Source organism: Bradyrhizobium sp. AZCC 2176 (assembly GCF_036924645.1).
In the GTDB taxonomy this organism is placed as follows: domain Bacteria; phylum Pseudomonadota; class Alphaproteobacteria; order Rhizobiales; family Xanthobacteraceae; genus Bradyrhizobium.
The window spans coordinates 2,080,852-2,097,032 of sequence record NZ_JAZHRX010000001.1 but is presented as its reverse complement, the minus strand read 5'-3'; the positions used below and the strand labels follow the sequence as shown (position 1 = coordinate 2,097,032).

The 16,181-nt window shown below is 64.0% G+C and carries 11 protein-coding genes; 4 read left to right on the top strand and 7 right to left on the bottom strand.

Annotated elements, in window-relative coordinates; translation table 11 throughout:
• Positions 1-666 precede the first annotated feature (666 nt).
• Both V1288_RS09595 and V1288_RS09590 read right to left on the bottom strand, forming a co-directional pair.
• Complete coding sequence (locus tag V1288_RS09595; RefSeq protein WP_334356804.1) at positions 667-3,138, bottom strand: adenylate/guanylate cyclase domain-containing protein; 2,472 nt, start codon at positions 3,136-3,138, stop codon at positions 667-669.
• A gap of 265 nt (positions 3,139-3,403) precedes the next feature.
• The gene (locus V1288_RS09590) at positions 3,404-5,458 is read right to left on the bottom strand and encodes an AsmA family protein (protein WP_334356803.1); all 2,055 of its coding nucleotides are present in this window, start codon (positions 5,456-5,458) and stop codon (positions 3,404-3,406) included.
• Between the two features lie 219 nt (positions 5,459-5,677).
• Between V1288_RS09590 and V1288_RS09585 the strand changes: the two genes are divergently transcribed.
• Entirely contained in the window at positions 5,678-6,352 is a 675-nt protein-coding gene (locus V1288_RS09585) for a Crp/Fnr family transcriptional regulator (protein ID WP_334356802.1), read from the top strand.
• Positions 6,353-6,596: 244 nt separating this feature from the next.
• Here V1288_RS09585 and V1288_RS09580 read toward each other — a convergent pair whose 3' ends face one another.
• From V1288_RS09580 to V1288_RS09565, 4 genes are all read right to left on the bottom strand, one after another.
• Positions 6,597-9,758 carry an efflux RND transporter permease subunit gene (locus V1288_RS09580; protein WP_334356801.1) on the bottom strand — a complete coding sequence of 1,054 codons (3,162 nt, stop codon included), beginning with the start codon at positions 9,756-9,758 and terminating at the stop codon, positions 6,597-6,599.
• Positions 9,758-10,681 carry an efflux RND transporter periplasmic adaptor subunit gene (locus tag V1288_RS09575; RefSeq protein WP_334356800.1) on the bottom strand — a complete coding sequence of 308 codons (924 nt, stop codon included), beginning with the start codon at positions 10,679-10,681 and terminating at the stop codon, positions 9,758-9,760. Before V1288_RS09575 ends, V1288_RS09580 begins: the two co-directional genes overlap by 1 nt.
• A gap of 171 nt (positions 10,682-10,852) precedes the next feature.
• Positions 10,853-11,521, bottom strand: a complete 669-nt coding sequence (locus V1288_RS09570; RefSeq protein ID WP_334356799.1) for an OmpA family protein — start codon at positions 11,519-11,521, stop codon at positions 10,853-10,855.
• 147 nt (positions 11,522-11,668) lie between these two features.
• Positions 11,669-13,132: a caspase family protein gene (locus V1288_RS09565; RefSeq protein WP_334356798.1), complete on the bottom strand. Its 1,464-nt coding sequence runs from the start codon at positions 13,130-13,132 to the stop codon at positions 11,669-11,671.
• 483 nt (positions 13,133-13,615) lie between these two features.
• On the opposite strand from V1288_RS09565, the gene V1288_RS09560 reads away from it, so the two are divergent.
• Genes V1288_RS09560 through V1288_RS09550 form a run of 3 tightly spaced genes read left to right on the top strand, consistent with a single transcriptional unit; the run spans position 13,616 to position 15,673 of the window.
• Positions 13,616-14,422, top strand: coding sequence for an N-acyl homoserine lactonase family protein (locus V1288_RS09560; RefSeq protein ID WP_334356797.1), 807 nt, complete (start codon positions 13,616-13,618; stop codon positions 14,420-14,422).
• Positions 14,423-14,434: 12 nt separating this feature from the next.
• Positions 14,435-15,316 carry an NAD(P)-dependent oxidoreductase gene (locus tag V1288_RS09555; RefSeq protein WP_334356796.1) on the top strand — a complete coding sequence of 294 codons (882 nt, stop codon included), beginning with the start codon at positions 14,435-14,437 and terminating at the stop codon, positions 15,314-15,316.
• Between the two features lie 12 nt (positions 15,317-15,328).
• Positions 15,329-15,673: a RidA family protein gene (locus tag V1288_RS09550; protein WP_334356795.1), complete on the top strand. Its 345-nt coding sequence runs from the start codon at positions 15,329-15,331 to the stop codon at positions 15,671-15,673.
• 5 nt (positions 15,674-15,678) lie between these two features.
• Here the strand turns inward: V1288_RS09550 and V1288_RS09545 are convergent, their stop codons facing one another.
• Positions 15,679-16,167 carry a MarR family winged helix-turn-helix transcriptional regulator gene (locus V1288_RS09545; RefSeq protein ID WP_334356794.1) on the bottom strand — a complete coding sequence of 163 codons (489 nt, stop codon included), beginning with the start codon at positions 16,165-16,167 and terminating at the stop codon, positions 15,679-15,681.
• Between the last annotated feature and the right edge of the window lie 14 nt (positions 16,168-16,181).

Below are 16,181 nucleotides of genomic sequence, written 5' to 3'. Positions count from 1 at the left end.
CCGATTGATCCAAATCACCCTTACAACTCCGCGCATCCCGCACCCATGAGAGGGGCGTATCGCGATCGTCACGGACGTTGGGTGCGGGATGCGATGGACGCGGCAGCGTCGGGCGCGCAAGGGGTCGCAGGGCGGGCTTCGGCTTGTGAGCGATCGGCCGGCGCGCAGACGACCGGCGCTTAAACGCCTTCGCCAGGATTTCGATCGGCAGCACATGAGCCGGTCGAGGCGTTTTGGCAGAGGAAGCCGCGGACGGCAAAGGCGTGTGGTTCTGGCACCCGTGGCTGGTGTCAAGCTGATGGAGATTTGTCGGGCCCAACCGGGCTTCGGCGGATCGCCAATCCGTCAGCGACGGTGGCAAGAGGAATTCGTCGCCGGGAAGAGCGCGCTATAAGCCGTAACACCATTGCGCAGGGAAGGCCGGGTGTTCCGGCGCACCTTGCGGTCACCCGTGTGCATTTTGTGCGCACGATCGCGGGTGCTGAGGGCACCCGGCTTTCCCTGCGCCCTCTCGCTTTTCGAGGGCGAAACGAAATTGCAAATCCTCGGGCGCGTGGCGCCGCGGGAGATTTGCTGCTGTTTGAAATGCAGAGCGAGCGCGCGCCTAACACTCCGCGTCGTCCCTGCCTAGTGCGCAATTGCGCACGGAGGCAGGGACGACAGAAACTACTGCATCTTCTTCCTTCGTGCCGCCGCTGCAGCCGCATCCACCACATTGTCGACCGCCTCGCGCCACGCCAAAATCTCCGCCGCCAGGATAGGATGATTGAACCCCTTCAGATTCAAATCGTCGATCGGCCGTCCTTCCACCCACTGTTCGACCATGCCGTAGACGCGCCTCGACACCACGATCTGGTTGGCCTTGGCCTCGTCGCACAGCCTGGACGCAAGGTTGGTGACGCTGCCGATCGCGGCGTATTCCAGCCGCTGCTCGAAGCCGATCTGGCCGAGCGTGGCGTAGCCGAGCGCGATGCCGATGCCAAAGCCGAGATTGTGGCCGCGGTTGCGCCATTTTTCGGTGAGTTGCCCGATGGTGTCGCGCATCTCCACCGCCATGCGGACGGCGCGCGCGGTGTGATCTTCGAACTGGATCGGCGCGTTGAACAGGATCATCACGCCGTCGCCGGCATAGCGGTCGAGCGTGCCTTCGTACTTGAAGATCAATTCGCCCAGCGCGGCGTGATATTCGCGCAGCACGTTCATCGCCTCTTCCGGCTCGGTGGTCTCGGTGAAACTCGTAAAACCGCGCAGGTCGCAGAACACGACGGTGACTTCGCGGCGGTGGCTGTCGAGCAGGCCTTCATGGCCGTCGGAAGAGGCGATCAGTTGTGCCACCTGCGGCGCGAGGAAGCGCTCCAGCCTGCGGATGCGCTCGATCTCGCCGAGCTGGGTTTCCACGCGCTCCTCCAGCGAGCGGTTCCAATCCTTGAGTTGGTCGGTCTGTTCCTGCAGCTTGTCGGCCTGCTGGCGCACCGTGGAGTGCGCAGTCTCGAGTTCGCGGCTCTTGTAGTCGACTTCGGTGAACAGCCGCGCATTGCGCATCGCCAGCACCGCCTGGTGCGCAAACGTCTTCATCAGCCCGGTCAGGTTCGGTGAAAATTCGCCGGCGTTCCGCCGCAGCACCACCAGCGATCCCAGAATGCCGGTCTGGTCGACCAGCGGCACCACCAGCACCGAATGAAAGCCGGCCTCGACGGCGAGATCGCGCAGCGGATGCGCCGGCGTGGCGTCGAGATCGGGAATCGTGATCGGCTCGCCCTGCGTTGCGGCCTCGCCGAGCGGGGAGTTGTCGGCGTCGATGGCGCGGTGGACGCCTTCGGCCGCCTTGTCGATGCCGATGGATTCGGCGAGGCTGAACTGGTAATTGCCGGCGTCATAGCCATAGATCAGCACCGCGTCGGCATGCGTGATCTCCAGCGCACGCGCGGCGACGGTCGGCAGCACCGCATTGAGATCGAGCGAGGAGGCGACCGCGCGGCCGACTTCCTCGAGCACCTTGAGTTCGTTGATCGATTGCGCCAGATCCCGCGTCCGCTCGTTCACCTTGTCTTCGAGGTCGGAATAGGTCGCGGCGAGCTGGCCCGCCATGCCGTTGAACTGGTTGGCCAGCTCCTCCAGCTCGTCGGATGTCTTCACCTCGATACGGTGGCCGAAATCGCCGGCGCCGAGACGCCTGGCGCCGGCCTGCAGCGCCGTGATCGGCACCAGCATGCGGCGGGCCATGATGGTGCCGGCGATGAGCGCGACCACGAGGCCGAGCGCGATCAAAAGCGCGATCCGCACCAGTTGATCCCGGATCGGCGTCAGCGCCTGCGCGGTCGGCTGTTCGAAGAATACATGCCAGCCGAGCTTCGGCACCCTGGCGGCCGTCGTCAGCACCGCATCGCCGCGAATATCAGTGCCGGACGCCGGCGCCTTGCCGCCGGGCGCGATGACGGCGGCGACCTGCGGCAGCGCCGAGAGAGTCTTGCCGGTTTCAGGGCCCTTCGCGGAGCTCGCCAGCACCTCGCCCTTGGGATCGATGACATAGGCGTACGCCAACTTGCCGACCTGCGCATCGTCAAAAAAGTCGGCCAGGAAGCCGAGGTCGATCTCGGCCACGGTGACGCTGCCATCGGCATGCGGCAGCGTGATCGACATCAACGGCCGCTGGTCGCGGAAGTAGGCCGGCGCAAAGCTGGTGCCGCGCCTGACGGTCTCGATGAACCTGACATCGCGGGAAAAATCGGCGTCGCTGCCGAGCGTGACGGTCTGGCGGGTGTGGCGGAGTTGCTCGCGGCCCTGGGCGTTGAGGAACGAGAGCTGGCTGACTTGCGGCACCTGGCGCAGCAGTTGCGCATAGTCTTCGCGGTGCTGCTCCAGCGTTGCGGCTTCGGTGATCTTGGTGGCGCTGGCGCGCGTCACCCAGGAGATCTGCCGCTCGAGGTCGGACAAGGATTGCTGGATCCGCTTGGCGGTCGCCTCCGCCTTCTCGCTCATGCCGTCGTTGAGCGAGCTCCTGATGCCGCGGTAGGTGATCCAGATTTCCATCGCGCCGTTGACCGCCAGCACGAACACGACGAGGCCGACCAGCGCGACGACGTATTTGGCGAACAGGCCTTCGCGCAGGAAGTTTACTCTGTCCTTGACCTCGTCCATCCGGACCCTCGTGCCGGCCCACGCGGGGCGCGCGCATCCGTTTGTCACTGGCGCCGGTCTGTCTCGGCAGCCCGGCATGAGGGGCTCTTTAGCACGAATTGGCGGGCTGGGCTGTGAGCCCGCCGACATGGTTAGCCCCAATTATGGGCAGGAATCCCTGGAGGAATCGTCATGCCCGGGCTTGTCCCGGGCATCCACGCTCTTCGATCGCCTCAGCAAAGACGTGGATGGCCGGGACAAGCCCGGCCGTGACGGAGAAGGAAGCTCACCGGTTGAACAACTGCCGCAAGACCTCGTTCATTGGCTGACTGTCCTGCTGGGCGGTCGTATCGCTCGGCACCGCGGAGGGCGCGGGCTCGGCCGGGGCGGCCTCGGTCGGCGCCTGTGCGGGCGAGGCGGGGCTCGGGATGCTGCGCTGGCCGCCCGGCCGCGCGCCGCCTTGATTCAATCCGCCCAGGCCCTGCTGCAACAGATTGCCGATGGTCTCGCCGAGCTGGCCGCCGAGCGGATTGCCCGGCTGCTGGCCGCCGGCGCCGCCTTGCTGTCCGTCGGTCGCCCCGGGCCTTCCGCCGAGCAGATTGCCGATCGCAGCGCCAAGCCCGGCGCCGTTCTGGCCGAACAGGCCCTTGCCCATCTCCTTCAGCTTGGCATAGGCCGCGTCGGGATTGTCGAGAATGCCCTGCATCTCCGGATAGATCCGTGGGCTCCCCCACGGGCCCTCGATCATCACGGGAATGCCGAGCCCGAGCGGGTCGGTGGCGCGGCCCTGGCCTTCGGTGGTCATCACGAGCTTCGGCTCGACGCGGAATCCGATCTGCTTGGTGCCGAGATCAATGGTGCCTGCGCCGGTCAGCTTGACCAGCGGGCCGACGAGATTGAGATCGGTGGTCTGCGCCTGGCCCTTGTCGATCCTGAACGACGCCGACAATTGCGAAAGATCCGTCGCCTTCTCCTCGCTCTCCTGCCAGCCGGACAAGGTGCTCGCCGTCAGCGAGCGGATCATCTGCGCGATATTGAGGCCCTTGATGGCGCCGTCCTGGAATACGACGAAGGCGGTGCCGGCCACATTCGACATGATCGCGCGCTGGCTGGTGCCGGTGGAGCGCACGCTGATCTTCGCCTGCATCCGGCCGTCGATCCGGTCGAAGTCGGCGAGGCCATGCAGCAGCGGAAGCGCGCGCACGCTGGTGAGGTCGGCCCGCATCGTGTAGGTGGGATTGGCCGCGGAGACGTCGACGGTCAGATCGCCATTGGCGTTGCCCTCATAGGCGCCGAGGTTGGAAACCTGCGCCTTCAGCACGCCGCTGGTGAGCGTGGCGTCGATCGCGGCGGGGGTGAAGCGCGCGTCGCCGACATTGAGCTCGGCCGCGGAAATGCGTGCCTGGAAGTCGACATAGTTGAGGCCGTTGACGTCGATCGTGGCACTGCTCCAGGGCTGGCCCGCGGAACTGTCGGTGCTGCGCGACATCGCGACCGCGAGCTTCTGGAAATCGAGGTCGAGCTTCACCAGCGGCTTGCTCGACAGATCGACCGAGGCCCAGCCGTTGAACGCGCCGTCGCCGAGCGCGCCGGTGACGCCGTTGATCATCACGACCGAGCCGTTGAGCCGGACTTCGGCCTTGGCCGCGAGCGGGGCGCGCAACAGGCCGGGCGCATCGATCTTGATCTCGGCCGGGATATTCTGCCGCTCGACCGGAGCCGCGGGCGGTGCCGCCTTGATCTCGAATTTCAGCGGATTGCCGCTGCTGCGGGCGCTGCCGGTCAGCACGACCTTGCGGTCGGCATCGATGGTGACGTCGGCGTTGACGGTCTCGATCCTGTTCTCGACGCGGTCGCGCAGGTTGGCGAACACGATGGTGCCGCCGGTGACGCTGATATGCTCGATCGAAAGGGCATCGGTCGCCTTGTCAGTCGCCTTGCCGGCAGCGGGCTTCGAAGGAGGGCTGACCTCTCTCACGCGCTCGCGTTTCAGCGGCAAGTTCACCACCGGGCGGATGACGACGAGTTCGGTGATGTGCGGCCGGCCGGCCCACAGGCTCGCAAGCGTGACGTCCGCCTCGATGCTCGAGGCCGTGAAGCGGTGGTTGATGTCGCGGTCCTTCGGATCCTGCAGCGTGACATCGTTCAGCGTGATGTTGAGCGATGGCCACAGGCCGATCTTCGCCCCGCCATTGATGGCGAGCGTGTAGCCGGTCTCGCGCTCGACCCGCTCCTGGATTTGCGCCGTCAGGAAGCTGGACGGGATGCCGATCACCAGCAGCAGCACGATGACGACGACCACGGCGCCAATGGCGGCGCCGGCAATTTTCAGTGCTTTCATATCGACATTCCAGACCGCGCAAACGGCACTTATTTCGGTGGCGCGATACGCGGGCGCAACCGGTCAGGCGAGCTTATCCCGGAAAGGGGTGGGGCCCAAAGAAGCCAAAAATATTCCGAGGCTACTGCAAAGTTATGTGACTTATGACACACTCGTTGGCATGAGAATCTTGCTAACGGCCTTGAGGGGCGGGTCCGGGCCGATTTGGAAGGTAATACAATGAGCAAACAGGCCGAATTTGCGGTCATTCTGAAAATGAACCCGATGTTTGCGGATCTGGGCGCCGACGAGTTGCAGCGCATCTCCGGCCTTTGCCACACCGAGCAGCTCAGCGTTGGCGAAATGTTGTTCCAGAAGGGCGATGCGGGCAATGCCCTCTACGGGGTCCGCCGCGGCCAGATCAGGATCGAGACCGGCGCCTCCGACGGCAGCCGCCTGACGCTGAATTTCATGGGCCCCGGCGATCTGTTCGGCGAGGTCGCCGTGCTTGACGGCCAAAGCCGCACCGCGGACGCCACCGCCGGCGAGCCGTCGGAGCTGTTCGTGCTGCGGCGCGAGGACTTCCTCGCCTTCCTCGAACGCGAGCCCAAGGTCGCGATCAAGATCATGATGCTGTTGTGCCAGCGCATCCGCTGGCAGAGCGAGCGGATGGAAGAATCCGTGCTGCAGCCGCTGCCGGTCCGCCTGGCGCGGCGGCTCTGCGCACTCGCCTCCGATTTCGGTTCCGAGGTGCACATCTCGCAGGAGCAGCTCGGCGTCTTCGTCGGCGCCGCCCGCGAAAGCGTCAACCGTCAACTGCAGCTCTGGCGCAAGGACGGCATTCTGGACCTGCAGCGCGGACGTATCTTGCTGCAGAACATGACCAAGCTGACGGCGGTGGCTAGGAACGAGTAGGACCGCGAGCCGTTACGTGCGCGCTTCGCGGCCATGCCAGATCCTCGTGACGAGAACATCAGCCGTCTCAGGAAGAACGACGTAACGTACGATGTAGCCTGATGCGCCGAAGCGGATCAGATTACGACCTGACGAATTTCGGGATCGTCAGTTGACATTCCGAGCGCCGGAATCCTGAGGCAGAATCTATCATCTATCGATGGTCTGTAGAGGTCTCTCTCGCCGGCCATCGCAGACAAGTTACCTACTTCGCCGCGGGTGACATCGCCGGCGGTGCGGATGGGGGGCCCTTGGCTGGCGGCTCGTTGTGATGATCCGGTCCATGACCGGCGGGCTCTGGCTCGCCGCTGGAAACCAGCAGCTTCTGGCCGAAGCGCCAGCACAGAGCACCGAGATCGTCCATCACCATGAACATCGCCGGCACGAACACCAGCGACAGGATGGTGGAGAAGATCAGGCCGCCGATCACGGCGAGCGCCATCGGCGAGCGGAATTCGCCACCGGCGCCGAACGCGAGTGCTGACGGCATCATGCCCGCGGCCATCGCGATCGTCGTCATCACGATCGGGCGCGCCCGCTTCATGCCGGCGTCGATGATGGCTTCGTCGCGCTTCTTGCCTTCGCGGATTGCTTCCACCGCGAATTCCACCAGCATGATCGCGTTCTTGGTCACGATGCCCATCAGCATCAAAATGCCGATCCACACCGGCGTGGTGAGCTGCTTGCCGGTCAGCAGCAGCGCCGCGATCGCGCCGCCGATCGACAGCGGCAGCGAGAACAGGATGGTGATCGGCTGCAGGAAGGTGCCGAACAGCAGCACCAGCACCGCATAGACCATCATCAGGCCGGCGGTGATCGCAGTGGCAAAGCCTTCCGACAATTCGTTGAGGCTCTCGGCGTCGCCCGACGGGCTCACCCTCACGCCCTTCGGCAGGCTCTTCATGACCGGAAGGTCGTAGATCTTCTTGGTGGCGTCGCCCAGCGCCGCGGTGCCGACAAGGTCGGCGGCCACCGTCGCCTGCCGTTCGCGGTCGTAGCGGTTGATGCTGGTCGGGCCCTGATCGAGCTGGATGTCGGCGACAACCGACAGCGGCACGCCACCGCGTTCGCCGCGCTGTCCGAGCGGCACCCGCAACTGCTGCAGCATCTGCAGATCGCTGCGCGCGCTGTCCTCGAGCTGGACGCGGATCGGCACCTGACGGTCGCCGGCGTCGAATTTTGCCAACGCCGGGCCGACATCGCCGATGGTGGCGACACGGATGGTCTGTGACAGGCTTTCGGTGGAGACGCCGAGCCGCGCCGCGAGTTCGGCTCGCGGCCGGATGCGCAGCTCAGGCCGGTCGAGCGAGGTTTCCGAAATCACGTTGGCGATAATCGGAATCCGCTTCATCTGCGTCGCCAGCTCGCTGGCGACGTTGTTGACGATGTTGCTGTCGACGCCGGTCACGACGAGCGAAATCGCGCGCAGGCCATTCTCGTCGAGGAACCAGAAGCGAATGTCGGGAACGTTCTCGAGCTCCTGGCCGATCTCGAGTTCGAGCTGCCGCTGCGTGATCTTGCGATCGGCCTTCGGCGTGTAATTGATGATCAGCGCGGCGCGGCGGACTTCCTGCGTTCCCGGCGGCACCCTTCCGCCATCGACGAAGATGCTCTTCACCTCGGGCCGTTTGCGCAGGCGGGCGACGATTTCCTCCGTCACCTTCTCGGTGTAGGCGAGCTGCGAGCCCGGCGGCAGCTCCATCGCCAGCAGCGAGCGCGCAGTGTCCTGTGCCGGCAGGAAGCCTTGCGGCAGCAGCGTGATGCTCCAGATCGAGGCCGCGAAGATGCCGAAGCCGATCAGCACGGTGATGAAATAGTGCCTCACCGACCAGGTCACGAGCCTGGTGTAGGATTGCAGAATGCGCCCGGGCGGCGGATCCTCGTGCGGGTGATCCTTCAGGAAGTAAGCGGCCAGCACCGGCGTCACAAATCGGGCGGCGAGCAGCGAGAAGAACACCTGCACCGACACCGTAATGCCGAACTGCTTGAAGAACTGCCCGGCGATCCCGGACATGAAGCTGGCGGGGGCAAAGATCGCGATGATCGTCAGCGAAATCGCGATCACCGCGAGGCCGATTTCGTCGGCGGCTTCGAGCGCTGCGCGATAGGGCGACTTGCCCATGCGCATATGGCGCACGATGTTCTCGATCTCGACGATGGCGTCGTCGACCAGAATACCCGTCGATAGCGTTATGGCGAGGAAGGAGACCAGGTTCAGCGAGAAGCCGAGCAGGTCCATCGCCCAGAACGCCGGGAAGATCGACAGCGGCAGCGAGATCGCGGCGATGATGGTGGCGCGGATGTCGCGCAGGAACAACAGCACGACAACCACCGCGAGGATCGCGCCCTCGAACAAGGTCGAGATCGCTGCATCGTAATTGCCCTTGGTGAAGTTGACCGAGGTATCGATAAGTTTGAGGTCGACGTCGGGATAGGCGACCTTCAGCGCATCGATACGCTTCTGCACGGCGGCGGCCACCACCACGTCGCTGGCGCCCTTGGAGCGCTTGATGCCGAGTGCGACCACGGGTTCGCCGTTGAACCGGGCAAAGGTGCTGCGATCGGCGATGGTGTCGGTGACGGTGCCGAGGTCGTCGAGGCGCACCTCGCCGCCGCCGAACAGCGGGATCATGGTGCCGGCAAGTTCGTTCAGTGTCTTGGCGCCAGCGAGCGTACGGATCGCCTGGTCGTTCTTGCCGATCTGGGCGCGGCCGCCGGCGACGTCGACATTGGTGCCGCGCAGGATCTGGCTGACATTGACGGCGGTGAGGCCTGCGGCCTGCAGCCGGTCGGGATCGAGCGAGACGAGAATCTCGCGCTCGACACCGCCGATGCGCTCGACTTGCGCCACGCCGCGCACGCCCTGCAATGCGCGCTTGACGACGTCGTCGACGAAATAGGAAAGCTGTTCGGGTGTCTTGCCGGGCGAGATCGCGGCATAGGTGACGATCGGCAGGCCGATCACGTCGACACGCTGGATCAGCGGTTCGTTGACGTTTTGCGGCAGGTTGGCGCGAACGCGGGTGACGGCATCCTTGACGTCATTGAGTGCGCGATCGGTGTTGGTTTCCAGCGCGAACTGGATCGTGGTCACGGACAAGCCGTCGGTGATCGACGACGAAATATGCCGCACGCCCTCGACGCCGGATACGCCGTCCTCGATGGTCTTGGTGACCTGCGATTCCAGCTCCGATGGCGCGGCGCCGAATTGCGCGACAGCGACCGAAATCACGGGGATGTCGGCGCTCGGCAACCGCGTCACCGCGAGCTTGGTGAAGCTGACCCAGCCCAGCACCAGGAGAATGATCGAAAAGACGATCGAAGGCAGCGGGTTCCGGATCGACCATGCCGAGATATTCAAAGCCATTAGCGTGCCCGCGTGCGCTCGAGTTCGTCGGCGAACATGATCTTGATCTGGTCGCCGTCATGCAGCGAGGTACCAGCATCGGCCACGACGATTTCGCCGACGTCGAGGCCTTCAAGAATTTCGGTGGAGGTTTCGGAGGTCAGGCCGACGCGCACTCGTCGCGTCTCGATGGTGTTGCCTTTCACGACCTGCAAGGTCAGGCGGTCGATGGCGGTGCGCGGCACGGCGACGCCGCAGGAACGCTTGGCGTCGATATTGGCGCGGGCAAACATGCCGACCTTGAGGGATGGATTGTTGTTCAGCGAAATCCGGACCTTGCCGAGCTGGGTCGTGCGGTCGATCTGCGGCGATATCTGCCGGACCTTGCCGACAACGTCGGGTGCGTCGTCACGGCTGATGCGCACCGTAGCACCCGGATTGAGCTTGAGCAGATGAACGCTCGGCACTTCGGCCTCGAGTTCGATTTCATTGTTCACGGAAATGCGGAACATCGGGCCTGCCTGCGGCGAGGCGGGAGCGCCGACCGCGGTCCTGGCTTCGGTGACGAGCCCGGCCGCAGGCGCGCGCAGCGAGATCGGCCCGGTTCGGCCGCCGGGGGCTCCCGGCTGCTGCGGCGGAGCGGTGAGGCGCGCCAGTTCCTGATTTTCGGTGACCATGTCGCCTTCGCGGACGAACAGGTCGGTCACCCGTGAGCCTTCCTGGTCGACACCGACCTGGGCCTCGCGGCGCGGCACGATGAAGCCGGTGACCCGCACCATGTCGGAGAAGCAGGCATTGGTAGACTTGGTCACGATCACCAGCGCCTGGCCCGGCGTGTCTTTTTCTTCGGCGCGCGGACGGTGTTCGAACCAGTAATAGCCGACGGCCAGAGCGGCAACGAAAGCCACTCCGAGCGCAGGTTTGAGGTATTCGGAGAATTTCATCGCCGGATCAATCCAGACTGGAAGTCAAATCAAACAGGGCGCATTTGGCTGGCCGAAGACCTGCAATGGCGCCCAAAAACGAATACGTCCCGCATGGCTGCGGGACGTATTGTAGCCGGAAACTATTGGTCGACGCCACGCCCTTAACTTGCAATCCCTTACTTGCAATTCTTACTTGGACGCGTTCGCCGTGGCCTTGTTTTCCATGTTCACGACCTGGACGCGGCGGTTCACTTCCGCCATCGGCTGGCTCGGATCCTTGAGCTTGCTCTTGCCGTATCCGACGGTGACGAGATCGGTGCCGTTGATGCCGTATTTGTCGACGAGATAGCGCTTGATCGCGTCGGCGCGGCGCTCGGAGAGGTCCTGGTTATAGGCTTCGCCGCCGGCCGCATCGGTATGGCCCGCGACCACGAAGGTCGAGCCTTTGAGATCATTGTTGGTGAGTGCGCGGCCGAGCGCCTGAACCGACGGCATCGACTTCGCGCTGATATCGGCCGAGTTGTAGTCGAAGTTGATCTCCAGATCGATCTTCGGCTTGTCCTTGACGATGGCGGCGATCTCTTCGCGTTCGGCGATCGAAAGCGAACGCGTGGAGCGGCCGCGGATCTTCTGGACGAACTTGCCCTCGGCGGCGGCTACGGCCGGGTCGGCGACGGTCTGCGGACCGGTAGAAAGGCCGCGGGTCAGCGGCTTTTTTTCGGGTGCCAGCGCACGGACGATCTGATCCTCGGTGACATTCTGGGCCAGGGCGGTTCCCGCACCAAAGGAAATTGCGGCGCCGAGCGCCGCAACCGAGACGATTGCGGTAAAGGTTCTCGCTGCTGAGATAGTTGCCATTGCCAGTCCCCTCCTGCGGGCTTCCCGCGCGGTTCCAATCATTCAAATGAGCCGCCGGACCTTAAGGTTGCGGCCGGCTGCTTTAATTTAGTCTGGACGCCCGCCACAGGGTTCGAGGGGGCGTCAGCCTTCATCTAAAAAAAATCGTCACTGCACCCCGTAATCGGCAAATTCCTTGACGATATTGGGGTCCATCGCCTTCGCATTGTTGATGTCCAGGTCGCCTTCCGGAATCGAGCCGTTGCGTTTCTTGGCAAGGCCGCGACCGTACAGCGACGAGGTCAATCTCGGGTTGATCTTGAGGGCGGCATCGAAATCAGCAATTGCATTCTTGTTCTGGCCGCTCTTCAGGTTGACGAGGCCGCGGCTGTCGAGCGCGTCGACGAAATTCGGGCGTAGCCGCAACGCCTCGTTGCAATCCTTCAGGGCCGCCTGCAGGTCGCCGATCACCGTGCGCGCCCAGCAGCGGTTATTGAAGGCTTCCACGTCCTTCGGGTTCAGCCGCAGCGAATTGTTGAAGTCCTTGATGGCGAGTTCGTAGGCGCCCTTGCTTGCATAGACCTGCCCGCGCCGGTACAGCGCGGCCGCATCGTCCGGATTATCGTTGAGCTTGGCGGTCAGGCTCTTGATGGTCGGGTCGTCGTTAAGTGCGACCGCGGTCGGGCTTGGGCTTTCGGCCGGCTTGGCCGGTGGTGGAGGCGGCGGAATCGCTTCAGCCGGTTTCGCTGGCGCTGGAGGAGGCGGCGGTGCCGGTGCGGCCACCGGGGGAGGTGCAGGAGGCGCAGGCGCGGGAGCAGGTGGCGTTGCAGGCGCCGTGGCCACCGGAGTCGACGGCGGGCTCGCCGGCCGCGGGCCTGAGCCGCTGGGAATGAAGGAGAAATCCTCGGCGAGCGACGACGAAATCCACGGCACCTGTTCCTGGCGCGAGGCGCGGGTCACGCCGACACGGGTGCGATTTAGCGTTTCCTCCGCCATCAGATCGGGGGTGCGGATTTCCTTCAGCAGTTCTTTCACGAACAGGCTGCGGTCGCTGCCATTGTCGGAAACGACGGACGAGAGCGCGGCCGAATACATCACCAATGTGCCGTTCGGCGCAATCACCGGCGCAAGGCCGGCCGAAAAGCTGCGAAAGCGGCGCTCGAACGGATTGCGCCTGGAGGCATCGATCAGCGCGATCTTGACGCCGGCGCCGCGGCTGTTGATCTCGCCCAGCACAGTTTCGAGGCTGAAACCGTCGCGGCGAACGTCCGGCTCGGTCCAGATCTGCGCATCGACCGGGATCATGTAGCTCTGGCGGCTCGATTGCACGCCAAAGCCGGAGAAGAAAATCAGCGCGACGGAGCCCGGCTTGATCTTGCCGTACAGGCGCTCGAAGGCGCGGCGCATCTGCTCGCCGGTCAGGTTCTCGCCGATATCGACATTGAAGCCGTCGCGCTTGAGTTCTTCGGCGATGTCGCGGGCATCGTTGATCGGCTCCTTCAGCGGCGCCTCGGCGTCCGGATATTTCGCGTTGCCAATCACCAGCGCATAGCGTTCACCGGCGGCCAACGACGGGGCTACCGACGCGACTGACAAAAGCAATGTGAGGAGCAATACGAGGCGGATTTTCATAATGACGGCAGTCCAGATCACGGCAGTCCAGCCAAAATAGCGCCGATGCCAGCTCGCGCCGCGGCGACCTTACTCTACGCTATCGGCATTATCAAACCGCGCCCGCAGCCCGTCAACCGCTTGCGATGTCGTCACTAATTGCGACAATTAACCGCGACACGCCATCGCGGATGAAGGGAGTAAGTGGCGCCCCGGCAACGGTCGGCCACAGATCGTGAGGCTTTCTTCAGAGTTCCTGCTTGGCCGTTATGCCCTGCCATTGGGCTTCGCTGTTAGGCGAGCCCGACGACGGGCTTTGGCGGGGATCATGTCCGCCGCGCGCGCGATTCCGTCGATGGTAATGTGATCCCTCTCACACAGCGCGCTGCGTTGTCACGGCCGTCATCGGCGTCCCGGTTTGACCTTTGCGGATGACAATGGCTTGTTGCCGGGATCGGCCAACATCCACGCATCCAAGAAACATTCAAGAAGAAGGTGACACCGATGGGAAATGCCTACGAAATCTATGCGTTGCGCTATGCGACGATGTCGCCGCGCACCCCCCATTTGAATTTTCTGATCCCCGATCCGCACGAGACCACGGCGCAGGATCTGGATTATTTCGTCTGGCTGATCCGAGGGGGTGGCCGCGACATCCTGGTCGACACCGGCTTCAATGCCGACGAGGCGAAGGCGCGCGCCCGTAAGCTGACGCTCAATCCGGTCGACGCGCTGGCGAATTTCGGCGTCGCCGCCGACACGATTCGCGATGTGATCGTCACCCATTTGCATTACGACCACGCCGGCAATCTCGATCGCTTCCCGAACGCGCGGTTTCATCTGCAGGACCGCGAGATGAGCTACGCGACCGGGCGCTGCATGTGCAACGGCATGCTGCGGCATCCGTTTTCGGTCGAACACGTCACCACGATGGTGCGCCATGTCTATGGCGAGCGCGTCACCTTCCATTCCGGTGACGGCGAGATCGCGCCCGGCGTGACGGTGCATCGCGTCGGCGGCCATTCCGATGGCCTGCAGGTGGTCCGCGTCGAGACCGCGCGCGGGCCGGTGGTGCTGGCGTCGGACGCCTCGCATTACTACGCCAATCTGCACAAGCGCAGCCCGTTTCCGATCGTCTACAATGTCGGCGACATGGCGCTGGGCTGGGAAATCGTCGAGCGGCTGGCCGGCCATCCCGACCGTTTCATCCCCGGCCATGATCCGATCGTGAGCGAGATCTATCCGCGCGCCAGCGATAAGGTCGATGCGTTCGCGCTGCACCTTGCGCCATCACGCTCGTTCGCAAAATAGCTGATGGTTGTGATGTCAACGTACAAGACGATCGGTTTCATCGGCCTCGGCGTGATGGGCGAGCCGATCTGCCGCAATCTCGTGAAGAAGAGCGGCAGGCGGGTGCTCGCATTTGACCTGTCGCCCGAGCCTTTGGAGCGGTTGCATGCCGGCGGCGCCGTCGTCGCGGCCTCCGTTGCTGATGTCATCAAGCAAAGCGAACTGCTGTTCCTCTGCCTGCCGAGCGCCAAACATGTCCGCGCGGTATTCGAGGGCGACGGCATTCTCAAGAACATCCGGAGCGGGCAGATCGTCGTCGATCTCGGCACGTCCTCGGTCAACCAGACCCGCGATTTTGCCAAGCAGTTGCAGGCCAAGGGCGCGTCCTGGGCCGATGCGCCGATTGCGCGGACGCGACAGGCGGCGCAGGACGGCACGCTCAGCGTGATGGTTGGAGCGGCGTCTGCGCTTTACGCCGATATCGAGCCGCTGATCCGGTGCTTTTCCACCGATGTCACGCTCTGTGGCGATGTCGGTGCCGGGCAGGTGACGAAGATCCTCAACAACATGGTGCTGTTCGAAACCGTCAATGCGCTGGCCGAAGCGGTTGCGGTCGCCAGCCATAATGGCGTCGATCCCAAGCTGCTGCTCGATACGCTTTCGAAGGGCTCGGCCGACAGTTTTGCGCTGCGCAATCACGGCATGAAGGCGATCGTGCCGGGTGATTTTCCGGAGCGTGCATTCTCGACCGAATATGCGCTGAAGGATTTGTCCTACGCGCTGGAGCTGGCGTCCGACGCCGGCATCAGGATTCGCGGCGCGGAACTGATGGCCAATGTGTTGCAGGAAGCCATCGATGCCGGTTCAGGGGCAAATTATTTCCCTGTCATCGCGAAGCATATTGCAGGCCGCTAACCGGAGATTCTCATGATCCATCGCTTTGCCGGGCTCACACCCACCCGCAGCCGCGCCGTCGCTCACGACGACCTGGTTTTCACGGTAGCCGTCGCGCCCGATCCGGTCAGTTCCTCTATGTATGAGCAGAGCGCAAAGGCGCTCGCCCGGATCGACGAAAGCCTCGCGCTGTGTGGCACGGACAAGAGCAAGATCCTGTCGGCCATCGTCTATGTCACCGACATCACGCGCAAGGGCGAGATGAACCGCGCCTGGGATGAATGGGTCGATACCAAGAACCCGCCGATGCGCGCTTGCCTCGGTGTCGATCTCGAGCCGCCGCACATCGTGGAGATTGTGGTGACGGCAGTGAAGTGAGTGATTTAGTAGGCTTCCTTCGCGTCCACCTCCTCGCTGGTCTGCACCAGATCGAGGCTCTGCTCGATCTTGCCGAGCAGCCGCGCGAAATCGCGCCGCTCCTGCGCGGAGAGGCCTGACAGGATTTCCTGCTCCTTGCGCAACAGGCGCGGGATCAGTTCCTCGTAGAGCGCCGCGCCCTTGTGCGTCAGGCGCAGGCGGAATTCGCGGCGGTCGTCCTCGTTCTCGACGCGCTCGATGATCTGCCGCTTCATCAGCGACGTGACCGCGCGGCTGATGGTGGACTTATGCGTGCGGGTGCAGTGGGCAATGTATTGCGCGCTGCAGGCATCGTGGCGGAAGCCGAGCGTCGCCAGCACACGCCATTCCGGAATATCGAGCCCGTAGCGCGTGGCATATTCGACCGAGAGCGCCGAACTGACTTCGGCGGCCAGCCGGTTCAGGCGGAACGGCACGAATCCGAACAGGTCCAGCCTGGGACTTCGCTTGGACACGCCTCCTTCGCGCT